Source organism: Kitasatospora sp. NPDC024654 (assembly GCF_055559155.1).
The window spans coordinates 93,503-107,156 of the sequence record NZ_JBVHLF010000007.1; the positions used below are offsets into that span (position 1 = coordinate 93,503).

Consider the following 13,654-nt stretch of genomic DNA (forward strand, 5'->3'; position numbering starts at 1 on the left):
CGTGCCCGGGACACCCTCACCGGTGTCACGAGCACGGCATTCACCTAGACCGCGGCAGGTGGTACCCGCGCGCTCACCCGTCCTGCGAGGTGCGCGGGAACACCCGCCGTCGGCCGGCGCCGAACCCCGTCCCCTGGGGTCAGCGCCCGATCAACTGGGCCACCGCCCTGGTCTGCGCGAGCATCTGTTCCCAGCCGCCGAAGAGCAGCAGCAGGGCGACGGCACAGGGCAGGGCGATCGCCACGGCGACGACCGGGTGGCGCTGCTCGCGCGCCGGACGCCGGGCCCCGGTCAGCCGCTCGACGAGTGGCAGCCGCCGCCGGACGGCCCCGGAGAGCTGCAGTGCCATGATCCCGCTCCTGTGCTGGTCTCGGTCGGTCGGCTGGAAGGGCTGCCGCGGTGGGCGGTTGAACTCGGGGGACGAGTAGCCCGCCCACCGCTGCCTCAAAGTTAGGGCCCGGGGGTGCCACCCGGCGTCATGCCCGCGTACGGTTCCCGGACGGTCCGGGAGTATGAGGATGGGGCGGCGGACTACTACCGCAGGTGGAGGCCGGGTCGTACGCACCCCCGAGGGAACCCTGAGAGCGACCCCGAGGCACCCGGGCGGCGAGTGGCCCGGTCCCGCTGTGCGACCCTGGAGGGAGGGGGTCGGTGGCAGGGTGCCGGTCACCCGGGCCGGGGACGAGCAGATCGGACAATCCCACCGGCGGTTCGCGTGTTGCGTATCAGCACACCGCAGCCGACAGTCCGTAAGCTGTGCCCGGCAGGAATCTGACGACGCCCCACCACGCGGGGCCACCTCACGGGTTGCCCACCTCACGGGTCGACGGGGAACGACATGGCGATGATGCGGCTGAGGCGTGAGGACCCCCGCATCGTCGGCCCGTACCGGTTGCACCGGCGGCTCGGCGCGGGCGGGATGGGCGTGGTCTACCTGGGCTCCGACCGTCGGGGGCAGCGGGTCGCGCTCAAGCTGATCCGGGCCGAGCTGGCCGAGGACCCGGAGTTCCGCACCCGGTTCGCCCGCGAGATCGCCGCCGCCTCGCGGATCCGCGGCGGCTGCACGGCCCGGGTGGTGGGCTCGGACATCGAGGCCGACCGCCCCTGGCTGGCCACCGCGTACGTCCCCGGCCCCTCGCTGTACAAGAAGGTCGGCGACGAGGGGCCGCTGCCCTGGCCGGAGGCGGCGCGGATCGGCGCCGCGCTGGCGGACGGCCTGGTCAAGGTGCACGAGGCCGGGGTGGTGCACCGCGACCTGAAGCCCTCCAACATCCTGCTCTCCCCCAAGGGCCCGCGGATCATCGACTTCGGGATCGCCTGGTCGCGCGGGGCCAGCACGCTGACCCACGTCGGGACGGCGGTGGGCTCGCCGGGCTTCCTGGCACCCGAGCAGGTCCGCGGCGTGGCGGTGACGCCGGCCACCGACGTGTTCGCGTTCGGTGCCACGCTGGCCTACGCGCTGACCGGTGACACCCCGTTCGGGTCCGGCGCCTCGTCGGAGGTGATGCTCTACCGGGTCGTGCACGAGGAGCCCGACCTCTCCGAGGTGCCCGCCCCGCTGGCGCCACTGATCCGGGCCTGCCTGGCCAAGGAGCCACTGGACCGGCCCGCCGCCACCCATCTGCACGAGCGGCTCAGCGAGCTGGCCGCGCGGGCTCCCGGGCCGCGCGGGCGCGCCACGGCGGTGCCGCCCCCGGCGCCGGCCGAGCCGCCCGGCCATCCGCCGGTGCGCGAGGCCGAGGGCGTCGCGGCCCGTGAGGAGGAGGCGCAGGAGGCCGGGCACGGCGGGCGGCTGCGGGTCGCCGGGCGGCCGGGCACACCCGGACGGATGGCCGGGCGCCCCCGGGTCGAGCAGGGCCGCGAGGCGGTGCGGGGCCCCGGCCACCCCGGGCCGCCGCGCCGGCCGGGCGGCCCCGGCCAGCCGCCGGCCACGCCGATGCCCTGGCCGGCCGCGGAGGAGCGCCCGGTCCGGGCCCGCGGCGCCGGTCGGGAGCGACAGCACACCCCGCCGCCGGGCCGGTCCGGCGAGGCCCGGCGACGGCTGCTGCGCCAGCGCCTGGTGGTCTTCATCGTGGTGACCGTCGGGGTGGCGCTGGCCATCGCCACCGCCCAGGGCTGCGAGAACCGCCACGCGCAGGGCCTGGCGCCCGTCCCGGCCGGCACGCCGAGCGGCACGGGCGCGCCGGCCATCGGGCTCTCCGCCGACGCCGGCCCGGCCGGTCAGCAGCCCGCCGAGGCGGCCGCGCTGACCGGTCAGAGCACCGGCGCCGCGGGGTCCGGCCTCGGGCCGGCCAACGCCGTGGCGGCCACCGTGAACTGGGCCGACCGCAACTACCCCGACCCCGCCGGCGGCCCGCGGATCCAGCTGCACGGCGGCCACAGCACGGGGGACGGCGCCCCGGTCACCCTGGCCGCCAGGCTGCCGGCCCGCTACCGGGGCACGGCGGCGACCGTGGTGGTGCTGCGGCGGACCGAGGGGTCGATGCCGGTCGATCTGGTGGAGCTCTTCGGCTCCGGACCGGACGGCTCGCCGGTGCTGCTGACCGGGCGCTCGTCGGCGGCGGATCCGCAGGCGGCGGCGAGCTGGCGGTTGGAGGAGGGCGCGCTGGTGCGCGAGGAGCGGGTGACCCAGACCGGCGCGGTGTCCACCACCCGCTACGCGGTCCGGCCGGACGGCTCGCTGGAGGAGTCCTGGCCGGGCGCCGGGATCTCCGGCGGCACCGGGAGCGCCGGGAGCGCCGGCGGCACGGTCGGCGGCTGAATTCCGCTCGCCGGCGGCCGCCGGGCTGGCTAGGGTGACGCGGTGACGACTCAGGTGATCATGCTCAACGGCGCGTCCAGCTCCGGCAAGTCGGGGATCGCGCGCTGCCTGCAGGCGGTGCTGCCCGACCCGTGGCTGACCCTCGGCACGGACACCCTGGTGGCGGCGCTGCCGGCTTCGCTGCGGCGGGGCGACTCGGGGATCTCCTTCGGACCGGAGGGAGGGGTCGACACCGGTCCGGCCTTCCGGGCGCTGGACGTGGCCTGGAGCCAGGGGATCGCGGCGATGGCCCGGGCCGGCGCCCGGATCGTGGTGGACGAGGTGTTCCTCGGCGGCCCGGCGTCCCAGGCCCGCTGGCGGGAGGCGCTGAGCGGGCTGGAGGTGCTCTGGGTGGGCGTGCGCTGCGAGCCCGCGGTCGCCGAGGGCCGCGAACTCGCCCGCGGCGACCGGGTGCCGGGGATGGCGCGCCGGCAGGCCGAGCTGGTCCACCAGGGCGTGCGGTACGACCTGTGGGTGGACACCACCCAGGCCGAGGCACTGGAGTGCGCGCGAATGATCGCTGACCAGGTCTGATCGATCATTTCTGATCAATCATCAAGGAAAGCTCAAATCACGCCACTTGACCCTTCCCAGCGGGCGACGCGGTGCCAGACTGCCCGCATGAAGCACGTAGCGGGTGGTGACCCACGGCTCCTGGAACAGTACTTCGCCATGCTGGCCGGGTTCGCGGAGCATCCGCCGTTCCCGATCCACGGGCTGCGCGAGCCCGTGCTCACCCCGACGTTCCTCGCCGAGTTCGGCCGCGAGGGCGAGGCCTGGCAGTCCGTCCAGCTGGTGCACGGCGACCGGGACGCGCCGGACGGACCGCTGGTGACCGTACGGACCGGACCACCGGGCAGCGCCGCGCAGCCCGAGGACGTCCGGGCGGCGCTGCTCGCGGCGCTGGCGGCCGAGGCGGAGGCCGGGCCGACCGCCGGGAAGCCGAGCTTCACGACCCTGCCGGACGGCGGCGAGCTGTGCCGGCTCGACGGCGTCTGGGCGCTGCGGCTGACGGCCGACGGGCAGCGGGTGACCGTGGTCGGCCGCGGGCTGGCGCCGGAGCGGGTGCGGATCGGGGTGGTGCCGGACCTCGGGCCGTACGTCGCCGAGCGGGAGGCGCTGCGGGAGCGGTACGCGGCCGGGCGACGGGCCCAGTCGGAGCCGGTGCCGGTGACCGGCATCGCGGCGGTCCGGGCGCTGCTGGAGAGTCACCTGCCGGGCGAGCCGGCGGCCGGCGAGGCGCAGCGGGCGCTGTGGCGGAGGGCGGTGGCCGAGCAGGCGCGGGCGGCCGGCTGCGACGCCGAACGGGCCGAGGCGCTGCTGGCCTCGCTGGTCGGCCAGCTGACCCGGCTGCGCCGGGACGCGCCCTGGTTCGCCGCGGACGCCGGGCTGCGGGCCGCCGCGATCGAGGAGACGCTGCGGCACGGGGCGCTGGGCGAGCGGGTCGCCAGCCGGGCCGCGCAGCAGGCGTGGGAACGCCACTGGACCCGACGGGCGGCGCTCGGTGACGCCGCCCCGGAGCTGGACCAGTCACGGGCGCGCTGGCTGGCGGCCTGGGAGGCCTGGCGGAACGGCCGAATCAGCCCGCGTTGACGGCGTAGAAGGCGACCGCCGCGGCGGCGCCGACGTTCAGCGAGTCGATGCCGTGCGCCATCGGGATCCGGACCCGCTGGTCGGCGGCGGCCAGCGCGCGGGTGGTCAGGCCGTCGCCCTCGGCACCGAGCATCAGCGCGGCCCGGGACAGCCGGTGCGGGGCGGCCTCGGCGAGCTCGACCGAGCCCTCGGCCGGGGTCAGCGCGAGCAGCCGGAAGCCGGCCCCGCGCAGTGTGTCCAGCGCGCCCGGCCACGGGTCGAGCCGGGCGTAGGGCACCGCGAAGACCGCGCCCATCGAGACCTTGACGGCCCGCCGGTAGAGCGGGTCGGCGCAGTCCGGCGAGAGCAGCACCGCGTCCATGCCGAGCGCGGCCGCGCTGCGGAAGATCGCCCCCAGGTTGGTGTGGTCCACCAGCCCCTCCAGCACGGCCACCCGGCGGGCCCCGGCCAGCAGGTCGGCGGCGGCCGGCAGCGGCTTGCGGGCCATCGAGGCGAGCGCGCCGCGGTGCACGTGGTAGCCGGTCACCGCCTCGGCGAGGGCCGGCTCGACCACGTGCACCGGGGCGTCCGCGGCGGCGATCACGTCCGCCATGACCTCCAGCCACTTGGGGGTGAGCAGCATCGACCGCATCGGGTAGCCGGCGGCCAGGGCGCGCCGGATCACCTTCTCCCCCTCGGCGATGAAGAGGCCCTCGGCGGGCTCCCGGCGGCGGCGCAGCTCGACGTCGGTCAGGCCGGTGTAGTCGGCCAGCCGGGGGTCGGCGGGGTCGGTGATCAGGACGGGCTCGGCCATGGCAGGTACTTGCTCTCGCTCAGGCGGTGGGGCGGGTGGCGGGGTCGAGGACGTGCACGACCTCGCCGATCACGATCACGGCCGGCGGGCGCACCCCCTCGGCGGCGACCGTGGCGGCGACCGTGCCGAGGGTGGCGTCGACCCGGCGCTGGCCCGCCGTGGTGCCCTCCTGGATCACGGCGACGGCCGTGTCGGCGGACCGGCCGCAGGCGACCAGCTTGGCGGCGATCGCGCCGATCCGCTCGACCGCCATCAGCAGCACCAGGGTGCCGCGCATCCGGGCGGCACCCTCCCAGTCGACCAGCGAGCGCGGGTCCTCGGGGGCGACGTGGCCGGAGATCACGGTGAACTCCTGGGTCATCCCGCGGTGGGTGACCGGGATGCCGGCCGCGGCCGGCACGCTGATCGAGCTGGAGATGCCGGGCACCACGGTGACCGGGATGCCCGCCTCGGCACAGGCCAGCAGCTCCTCGCCGCCACGCCCGTAGACGTAGGGGTCGCCGCCCTTGAGCCGGACCACGAACCTGCCCGCCCTGGCATGGTCGATCAGCGCCTGGTTGATCGCCTCCTGGGCCATCTGACGGCCATAGGGGATCTTGGAGGCGTCGATCACCTCGACGTGCGGGGGCAGCTCGGCGAGCAGCTCGCGCGGAGCGAGCCGGTCGGCGACCACCACGTCGGCGTCGGCGAGCAACCGGCGGCCGCGCACGGTGATCAGGTCCGGGTCGCCGGGGCCGCCGCCGACCAGGGCCACCCCGGCGGCCCGGGTGCGGTCGTGACGGGCGCTCAGGCTGCCGTCCCGCAGCCCCTCGACGATGGCGGTGCGCAGCGCGGCGGAGTGCCGCGGGTCGCCGGTGAGGACGGCGACCGTGGTGCCGGCGTCGTGGCCGGTGGCCGGGGTCCAGGCGGTGGCGGCCGCGGCGTCGTCGCTACGGGCGCAGAACACCCGCAGCCGCTCGGCCTCGGCGCTGACCGCCTGGTTGACGAGGTGGTCGTCAGTGGCGACCAGGACGTACCAGGCCTCGGCGAGGTCGCCCTCGGCGTAGCCGCGCCGGTGCCAGACGATCTCGCCCGCGTCGGCCATCGCCTGCACGGCGGGGGTGGTGCTCGGGGAGACCAGCTCGACCCGGGCACCGGCGGCTATCAGCGCGGGCAGCCGGCGCTGGGCCACCTGCCCGCCGCCGACCACGACGACCCGGCGGCCGGCCAGCAGCAGGCCGACGGGGTAGGCCGTGCGGCCCTCGGTGCTGGGGTGGGGGTTGGGCGCGCTCATCGGCGGACTCTCCTGGAGGGCGGGGAGGGTTTCGGGTACGGCGCGGCCCGCGGTACCCGGCGCGCCCTCGGGCCGGGTACCGCGGGACCAGCGAACGGGCTCAGGGCCTGGAGGTGGTCCGGCGCGGGTCCACCTCCGGGCCCTCAGGCCTTCTCGGTGACGCCGGCGGAATCGAAGGTGGCTACATCGTGCATCGCCCGGGCGGCACTCTGCACCAGCGGGAGGGCCAGCAGGGCGCCGGTCCCCTCGCCGAGCCGCAGGTCCAGGTCGATCAGCGGACGCAGGCCGAGCTTGGCGAGCGCGGCCTGGTGGCCGGGCTCGGCCGAGCGGTGGCCGGCGATGCAGGCGGCCAGCACCTCGGGCGCGATGGCCTTGGCGGCCAGCGCGGCCGAGCCGGCGATCACGCCGTCCAGGATCACCGGGGTGCGCAGGCTGGCGGCGCCCAGCAGGAAGCCGGCGATGGCCGCGTGCTCCAGGCCGCCGACGGCGGCGAGCACACCGATCGGATCGGCCGGGTCGGGCTGGTGCAGCTCCAGCGCCTGGCGGACCACCTCGACCTTGCGGGCGTGCGTCTGGTCGTCGATGCCGGTGCCGCGGCCGGTGACCTCGGCCGGGTCGGCGCCCGCGAAGACCGCGATCAGGGCGGCCGAGGCGGTGGTGTTGGCGATGCCCATGTCGCCGGTGACCAGGATCCGGTTGCCGGCCGCGACCAGGTCGCGGGCGGTCTCGATGCCGATCTCCAGCGCCTTGAGCGCCTCCTCGCGGGACATCGCCGGGCCCTGGGTCATGTCGTCGGTGCCCGGCTTGACCTTGCGCGGCAGCAGGCCGGTGGTCCGGCCCTGCTGGATGGCGTCCGGCAGCTCGGCCTTGACGCCGACGTCCACCACGCAGACCTCGGCACCGACCTGCGCGGCGAAGGAGTTGACCACCGCTCCCCCGGCCAGGAAGTTGGCCACCATCTGGGCGGTGACCTCCTGCGGCCAGGGGGTGACGCCCTGGGCGTGCACGCCGTGGTCGCCGGCGAAGATCGCCACGCAGGCGGGCTCGGGGATCGGCGGCGGGCACTTCCGGCCCAGGCCGCAGAGCTGCGCGGAGATGATCTCCAGCATGCCGAGCGAGCCGGCGGGCTTGGTCATCCGCTTCTGGCGGTCCCAGGCCTCGCCGAGCGCCTTGGCGTCCAACGGGCGGATGGTGCGCAGGGCCTCGGAGAGCACGCTGTGCGGCTCCTCGCCGGGCAGCGCGCGGTTGCCGTACTGCTCCTCGTGGACCACCCAGGAGAGCGGGCGCTTCTTGGCCCAGCCCTGCTGCTGCAGCTCGGGCTCGTCCGGGAACGAGTCGACGTAGCCGACGCAGAGGTAGGCGACCACCTCCAGGTGCTCGGGCAGACCGAGCTCGCGGACCATCTCCTCCTCGTCGAAGAAGCTCACCCAGCCGACGCCCAGGCCCTCGGCACGGGCGGCCAGCCAGAGGTTCTCCACCGCCAGCGCGGCCGAGTAGGGGGCCATCTGCGGCTGGGTGTGCCGGCCCAGGGTGTGCCGGCCGCCGCGGGTGCGGTCGGCGGTGACCACGATGTTGACCGGGGTGTCGAGGATCGCCTCGATCTTGATTTCCTTGAACTGCTTCGCCCGGCCCTTGGGGAGCGAGTCCGCGTAGGCCTCGCGCTGGCGCTCGGCCAGTTCGTGCATCTTGCGGCGGGTCTCGGAGGAGCGGATCACCACGAAGTCCCAGGGCTGCGAGTAGCCGACGCTGGGGGCGGTGTGGGCGGCCTCCAGGACGCGGAGCAGCACCTCGTGCGGGACCGGGTCGGGGCGGAAGCCGTTGCGGATGTCGCGGCGCTCGCGGATGACCTGGTGGACGGCGTCCCGCATGGCCTCGTCGTAACCTGCGGCGGCCGGGGGGCGCGGGGTCTCGGGAGCCTCCGGAACCTCGGCGGGCTCGGCCTGCTCCGCGGGCTCAGCCGGCTCGGCGGGCTGCGGGGACTGGGGGGCGGCGTCGGGGGTCTCGACGGCCTCGGCGACCGGCTCGACCGTCGGTTCGGCCGTCGGTTCGGCGAGGGCGTCGGCCTCGGCGGCCGGCTCGGCTTCGGGGACCTCGACGGACGCGGCCTCGGCCGCGGACTCGGTGCCCTGCTCTGCGGCGGGCGTCTCCTCGGCGGCCACCGGCTCGGGCTGGGCGGGGGCCTCGACGGCCGGCTCGGCCGGGGCTTCGGAGACGGCGGTCGCCGAGGGCATCACACCGGTGCCGGCGGCGGTCTCCGCAGGCGCCTGCTCGGCAGGCGCCGGCGCGGCGGCCTCGGGGACGGTGGGCGCTATCCCGGGGCCCTCGGGGGCCGGGGGCTCGACCGCCTGGGTCTCGACGGCGGGGGCCTCGACAGGGGCGGCCTCGGCGACGGGGACCTCGACGACGGCGGGGACCTCGACGACGACAGGCGCCTCGGTGACGGCGGGCTCGGCGGACGGGGCCTCGGCGACGGGTACCTCGACGGGCGCGGCCTCGACGACGGGCACCTGGGCCACGGGCTCCACGCCCGCCGGCTCGGCGACGGGCGCGATGGCGGCCTCGGCCGGCGCGGCGGCCGGCTGCGGCTGGGCCTCGCCGGTCGTCAGGGGATCGGTGACGGTCAGACCGAGCGGCGCGGGCGCGGCCAGGAAGGCGGCGATCCGGCGCGGCTGGCCGGGCAGCACCACCGGCGCCGGTTCGGCGGCGGCCTCCACCGCGGCCGGAGCCGGAGCCGGGGCAGCGGATGCGGCCGCGGCAGCGGCGGCATCCGCGACGGCGGGGGCACCCGCCACGGCGGCCGGCGGCTGCTGGTCGGCGTCCACGACGGCGGGCGCCTCGTCCGTCGTCGGAGCGGTGGCCTGGGCCGGGAGCACCACGGGCTCCAAGGCCACCGGCGTGGCCGGCGTGGGGACGACGGCCGGCTGGACCTGGACGCCGTGCGGCGGGGTACCGCCCGGCCCGGACGGGCCGCGGTCGGCCAGCGAGCGGACCGGCACCTGACCGGTCATCAGCGACGGGTCCGGGATCGGCGGCCCCGCGTGCAGCGGCCGGCGGGCCGGCTGCGGCGCGGCCTCCTGCGGCGTCGTGGGCTGCGGCACGGCGGCCTGGACCGGCTGCGGCTCCACGGCCGCCGGCGGCACCGGCTGGGCGGCAGCGGCCTCACCGGCCGGCGCGGGCGCCGCGGCGGCCTCACCGGGCGCGGCGACCGACGGAGCGAGCGGCGGCCAGGACGGCTCGACGGGCGTGCCGGCCGGGGCCTGCTCGGCCGGGTCGGCCACGGTGAACAGCGCCACGGTCGACTCGACGGCGGGCGGCTCGGCGATGACCGGGACGGCCTCGACCGGGGCCACCGGCACGGGGGCGGCCGGGGTGGGGAAGCTCGGCGTGACCGGCCGACCGGCCGGCGGCTGCGCAACGGCCGGCGCGACCGGGAACCCGGCCCCGCCCTGCGCCCCGAGCGCCTCGGTGAGCGGCACGACCGGCGTGGCGGCCTCGGTCCAGGAGCCCTGCGGACCGGGCATCAGCAGCACGTCGTCCTCGTCGTCGAGGTGGTCGGGCCGGTCCGGCTGGTCGAGGAAGGTGTAGCCGGGGTGCGGGCTGCCCGCGGGCACGGCCTGGCCGACGAGGTCGGTGCCCCACCCGCCACCTCCCTGCGCCGGATCGTTCCCGGTCTCGGGGAGCAGGTGCTCCGGCAGTCCCTCGCTGGGGACGTGACCGCCGTCGGTCATCTCAACACTCCTTCCGGCCGCTTCCGCGTCCTTGGCGACCCGATCGCCGACCGAGGCGCACCGCCCGTTCCGGGCGGGCCCGGGACCGGCCCGCCCCTGAAACAACTGACGGGCGTCGCGCGGGCGCGCGACGTCCGTGGTCCCGCCCGGCTGGTTCACGGCACCCGGTGCCGGTGTCATCCGCCCCCGAGGGGCCGACCACACCGCACACCGTCACCTGAACTAACGACAGCCCGGGGCAACCGGCACGACCGCCCCCGGGCCCGGGCACATTCTCCCGGTCCGGTGCGTGTCAGTCGAATGCCCACGCTCCCACGCGGATGTGCGTTGCACCACGTCGGACGGGCCGCCGCCCCGGGATCCCCGGGGAGTGGGCGGACCGTCAGACTACCGGCCCCGACCGACAGCCCATCGAACCGATGCCCGAATCATCCTCAATTGCTACGAGCTGGGCTCGGCCCAGAGCACCAGGCTGCTCTCCCCCGTGCCGAGGGACAGCGCACCGTGGGACCGCAGGGGCGTGGACTGCAGCAGTGCGCCCTCCACCTGGTAACCCGCCGCCAGTGCGACCGTGCGGATCTCCTCGGCCTCGGCGAGGTTGCCGGCCACCGCCACCAGCCGGGCCGGACGACGGGTCAGCACGCCCGCCACCACCGCTCCCCCGCCGTGCTCGACCACCACCGCGTCCGGCTCCGGCAACCCGCCCAGCACCTCCGGCGCGGTGCCGTGCACGGTCTCCAGCTCGACCCCGTAGCGGCGCGCGTTGACCGTGATCCGCGCGCAGGCCGCCGCGTCCGCCTCGACGGCGACCACCGCCGCGCCGAACCGCGCGGTCTCCACCGCGAGCGCCCCGCTGCCGGAACCCACGCTCCACACCAGGTCACCCGGGCTCGGGCCGAGCCGGGCCAGCACCACCGCCCGGGTCTCGGCGGACAGCTCGTCGGCGGCCTCGCCGTCGTACGCGTCGGCGGGCAGCCCCCAGCCGCGCTCGTCCCCGGGGTAGCCGACCGGCCGTCCGGCCAGCCAGCCGGAGGGGGCGTCCATCGCCCGCGGCTGGGCGGCGCCGCCGATCACCAGCACCACGTTCGGCTCGCGCCAGTTGTGGTCGGCGACCCGCTCCGAGGTCAGCACGTGGACGTCCTCGTCCGGGGTGCCGAGCGCCTCGCAGACCACGAAGGTCCGGTGCACCCCGCGCAGCATCAGGGCCAGCTCGCTGGGCCCGGCGTCCGGGCTGGTGAGCACCGCGACCTTGCTGTGCGCCCGGCAGACGTTGGCGGCCCGGCGCAGCCGCCCGCCGTGCGTGCTGACCACCTGGGCGTCCTCCCAGGGCATGCCGGCCCGGGCGAACGCCGCGGCGACCGAGGAGACCGCCGGCAGCACCTCCAGCTCCAGGCCGTACTCGGGTCGGCGCAGAGTGCGGACCACGCCGAAGAAGCCCGGGTCCCCCTCGGCGACCACCACCACCGCGCCGCGGTGCTCGGCGATGCGACGGGCCGCCAGTTCGACGCTGCCCAGTGCGATCCGCTCGGCGGCGGCCGGCACCGGCAGTGCGTTGAGCTGGTACGGCGCCCCTGCGACCAGGGTGGCGGCGGCGAGTGCCGCGCCGGCCGCCTCGGTCAGCGGCGTGCCGTCCCACCCGATGACCGTGATCCGGTCCGCCATCGCGGCTGTTCTCCCTCGGTTCCCGCGCACGACTCGGCCGTGGCGCGCGACGGTGCGCGGAGCCGGGCCCTGGAATGCGGCCGGACGGTCGCGGGCGCGGGGGGTGACTCCACCCCCGCGGCGCGGCCCTCCGCCCAGGTGCAGAGGTTACCCGGTGTCGTCGACCCGGGCCGGACATCGGGACGAAGATCAGTCGTGCAGGACGAAACGGTCCGTCGTCGGATGTCGGATCGCGACACCGGCCGGGTCGAGGTCCTCGGGGAGCAGACTCCACAGGATCAGGTCGCTGCGGCTCTCGTCGCCCGGTGTGCCGGCCTCGCCCGTCCGCACTATCCAGGCGCTGCGCAGGACGCCCTCGCTGATCCCGCCGGCCTTCTGGGCGACCTGCTGGGCCGCGGTGTCGCCGGCCGCGGTGCGCAGCTCCAGCCGGTGGAAGCCGCGGTCCTCGAAGAGCCACTGGGCCACCCCGAGCAGCGACTCGACCGCGTAGCCCTCGCCGCGGGCCCAGGGCGCGGTGGTGCCGCTGACCTCGGTGCTGCGCAGCCGCCAGTCGGTGCGGTGCAGCCGGAGCGTGCCGACCAGGCGCTGGGTCAGGTGCTCGACGACCCCGAAGGCGATGCCGCGGCCCTCGGCGCGCAGCGCGGGGGCGCCGTGCCGGATCCAGCGCTGGGCGTGCTGGAGGGTGTAGGGCTGCGGGATGTCCGTCCAGGCCAGGACCAGCTCGTCGGCCATCATGGCGGTCAGCCCGGGCGCGTCGCCCTCCTCCAGGGGGCGCAGCAGCAGCCGTTCGGTGCTGATCGCGGTCTCGGGGAAACTCGCCTGCATACCGTCTCTCCTCGCGGGTCGTGGACCCACGGTACGCCCCGCGTGCGCCCGGTGGTGCCGCGGGTCGACGGAGCGTCAGCCGGGGGAACGCGACGGGCCCGGCCGCGCGTGGCGGCCGGGCCCGTCGGGCGGCTGTCCGCGGCTCAGAAGGCCGGGATCACCGCGCCCTGGAAGTTCTTCTCGATGTACTGCTTGACCTCGTCGGAGTGGAGCAGCTGGGCCAGCTTCTGCACCCGCGGGTCGTTCTCGTGGCCCTTCTTCACGGCGAGCACGTTGGCGTACGGGTTGTTGACCGCCGACTCCAGCAGGATCGCGTCGGTGGCGGGCTTGAGGCCGGCGCCGACCGCGTAGTTGCCGTTGATCACGGCGGCGTCCACGTCGTCCAGCGCGCGCGGCAGCTGGGCCGCGTCCAGCTCCTTGAACTTGAGGTTCTTCGGGTTGCCGGTGATGTCCTGGATGGTGGCGCCGGTGCCGACGCCGGCCTTGAGGGTGATCACCTGGTTGTCGGCGAGAAGCTTGAGCGCCCGGCCCTCGTTGGTGGCGTCGTTGGGCACCGCGATCTGGGCGCCCCGGGGCAGGTCGGTGACCTTCTTGACCTTCTTGGAGTAGACGCCGAGCGGCTCCAGGTGGACCGCTTCGACCGGCACGATGTCGGTGCCGTGGGTCTTGTTGAAGTCGTCCAGGTAGGGGACGTGCTGGAAGAAGTTGGCGTCCGCGGAGCCGTCCTGCACGGCGAGGTTCGGCAGGGTGTAGTCCGAGACCTCCTTGACCGTCAGCTTCAGGCCGACCTTGGCCGCCAGGTTGTCCTTGATGTAGTCGAGGATCTGGGCGTGCGGGGTCGGGCTGGCGACCACCACCAGCGGCTTGTCGGCGCTGTCGGTGGAGCCGGGGGAGCTGGACGAGCAGGCCGCGAGGGAGAGCGCGAGGCCGGCGGTGGCGAGGGCTGCGGTGGACTTCAGGACGGTACGCACGAAAAGTGC

9 protein-coding genes and 1 pseudogene are annotated in these 13,654 nt (G+C 76.2%); 3 read left to right on the forward strand and 7 right to left on the reverse strand.

The features are described 5' to 3' along the window. Nucleotides 1–139 precede the first annotated feature (139 nt). On the reverse strand, nt 140–349 hold the full coding sequence (locus ACZ38L_RS06620; RefSeq protein ID WP_396561997.1) for a hypothetical protein: 210 nt from the start codon (nt 347–349) through the stop codon (nt 140–142). 489 nt (nt 350–838) lie between these two features. On the opposite strand from ACZ38L_RS06620, the pseudogene ACZ38L_RS06625 reads away from it, so the two are divergent. The 3 genes and pseudogenes from ACZ38L_RS06625 to ACZ38L_RS06635 form a co-directional block, all read left to right on the forward strand. Further along, nucleotides 839–2,122: pseudogene (locus ACZ38L_RS06625) on the forward strand (serine/threonine-protein kinase); the annotation flags it as partial. Nucleotides 2,123–2,803: 681 nt separating this feature from the next. Further along, nucleotides 2,804–3,334, forward strand: coding sequence for a chloramphenicol phosphotransferase CPT (gene cpt, locus ACZ38L_RS06630; protein WP_465689856.1), 531 nt, complete (start codon nt 2,804–2,806; stop codon nt 3,332–3,334). Nucleotides 3,335–3,421: 87 nt separating this feature from the next. After that, complete coding sequence (locus tag ACZ38L_RS06635) at nt 3,422–4,393, forward strand: hypothetical protein (RefSeq protein ID WP_465689858.1); 972 nt, start codon at nt 3,422–3,424, stop codon at nt 4,391–4,393. Here ACZ38L_RS06635 and ACZ38L_RS06640 read toward each other — a convergent pair. The 6 genes from ACZ38L_RS06640 to ACZ38L_RS06665 form a co-directional block, all read right to left on the reverse strand. Further along, a complete protein-coding gene (locus ACZ38L_RS06640) occupies nt 4,380–5,186 on the reverse strand; it encodes a TrmH family RNA methyltransferase (protein WP_465689860.1) in 807 nt (268 codons plus the stop codon). The two genes, ACZ38L_RS06635 and ACZ38L_RS06640, sit on opposite strands and share 14 nt — an antisense overlap. A gap of 19 nt (nt 5,187–5,205) precedes the next feature. Continuing rightward, complete coding sequence (cobA, locus tag ACZ38L_RS06645; protein ID WP_465689862.1) at nt 5,206–6,459, reverse strand: uroporphyrinogen-III C-methyltransferase; 1,254 nt, start codon at nt 6,457–6,459, stop codon at nt 5,206–5,208. 143 nt (nt 6,460–6,602) lie between these two features. Then, complete coding sequence (cobT, locus tag ACZ38L_RS06650; protein WP_465689864.1) at nt 6,603–10,187, reverse strand: nicotinate-nucleotide--dimethylbenzimidazole phosphoribosyltransferase; 3,585 nt, start codon at nt 10,185–10,187, stop codon at nt 6,603–6,605. Nucleotides 10,188–10,628: 441 nt separating this feature from the next. Then, the gene (gene cbiE, locus ACZ38L_RS06655) at nt 10,629–11,849 is read right to left on the reverse strand and encodes a precorrin-6y C5,15-methyltransferase (decarboxylating) subunit CbiE (protein WP_465689866.1); all 1,221 of its coding nucleotides are present in this window, start codon (nt 11,847–11,849) and stop codon (nt 10,629–10,631) included. A 189-nt stretch (nt 11,850–12,038) separates the two neighbouring features. After that, nucleotides 12,039–12,674 (reverse strand): GNAT family N-acetyltransferase, encoded by a 636-nt coding sequence (locus ACZ38L_RS06660; protein WP_465689868.1) that lies wholly within the window; start codon nt 12,672–12,674, stop codon nt 12,039–12,041. Between the two features lie 143 nt (nt 12,675–12,817). After that, nucleotides 12,818–13,645, reverse strand: a complete 828-nt coding sequence (locus tag ACZ38L_RS06665; RefSeq protein ID WP_465689870.1) for a MetQ/NlpA family ABC transporter substrate-binding protein — start codon at nt 13,643–13,645, stop codon at nt 12,818–12,820. Between the last annotated feature and the right edge of the window lie 9 nt (nt 13,646–13,654).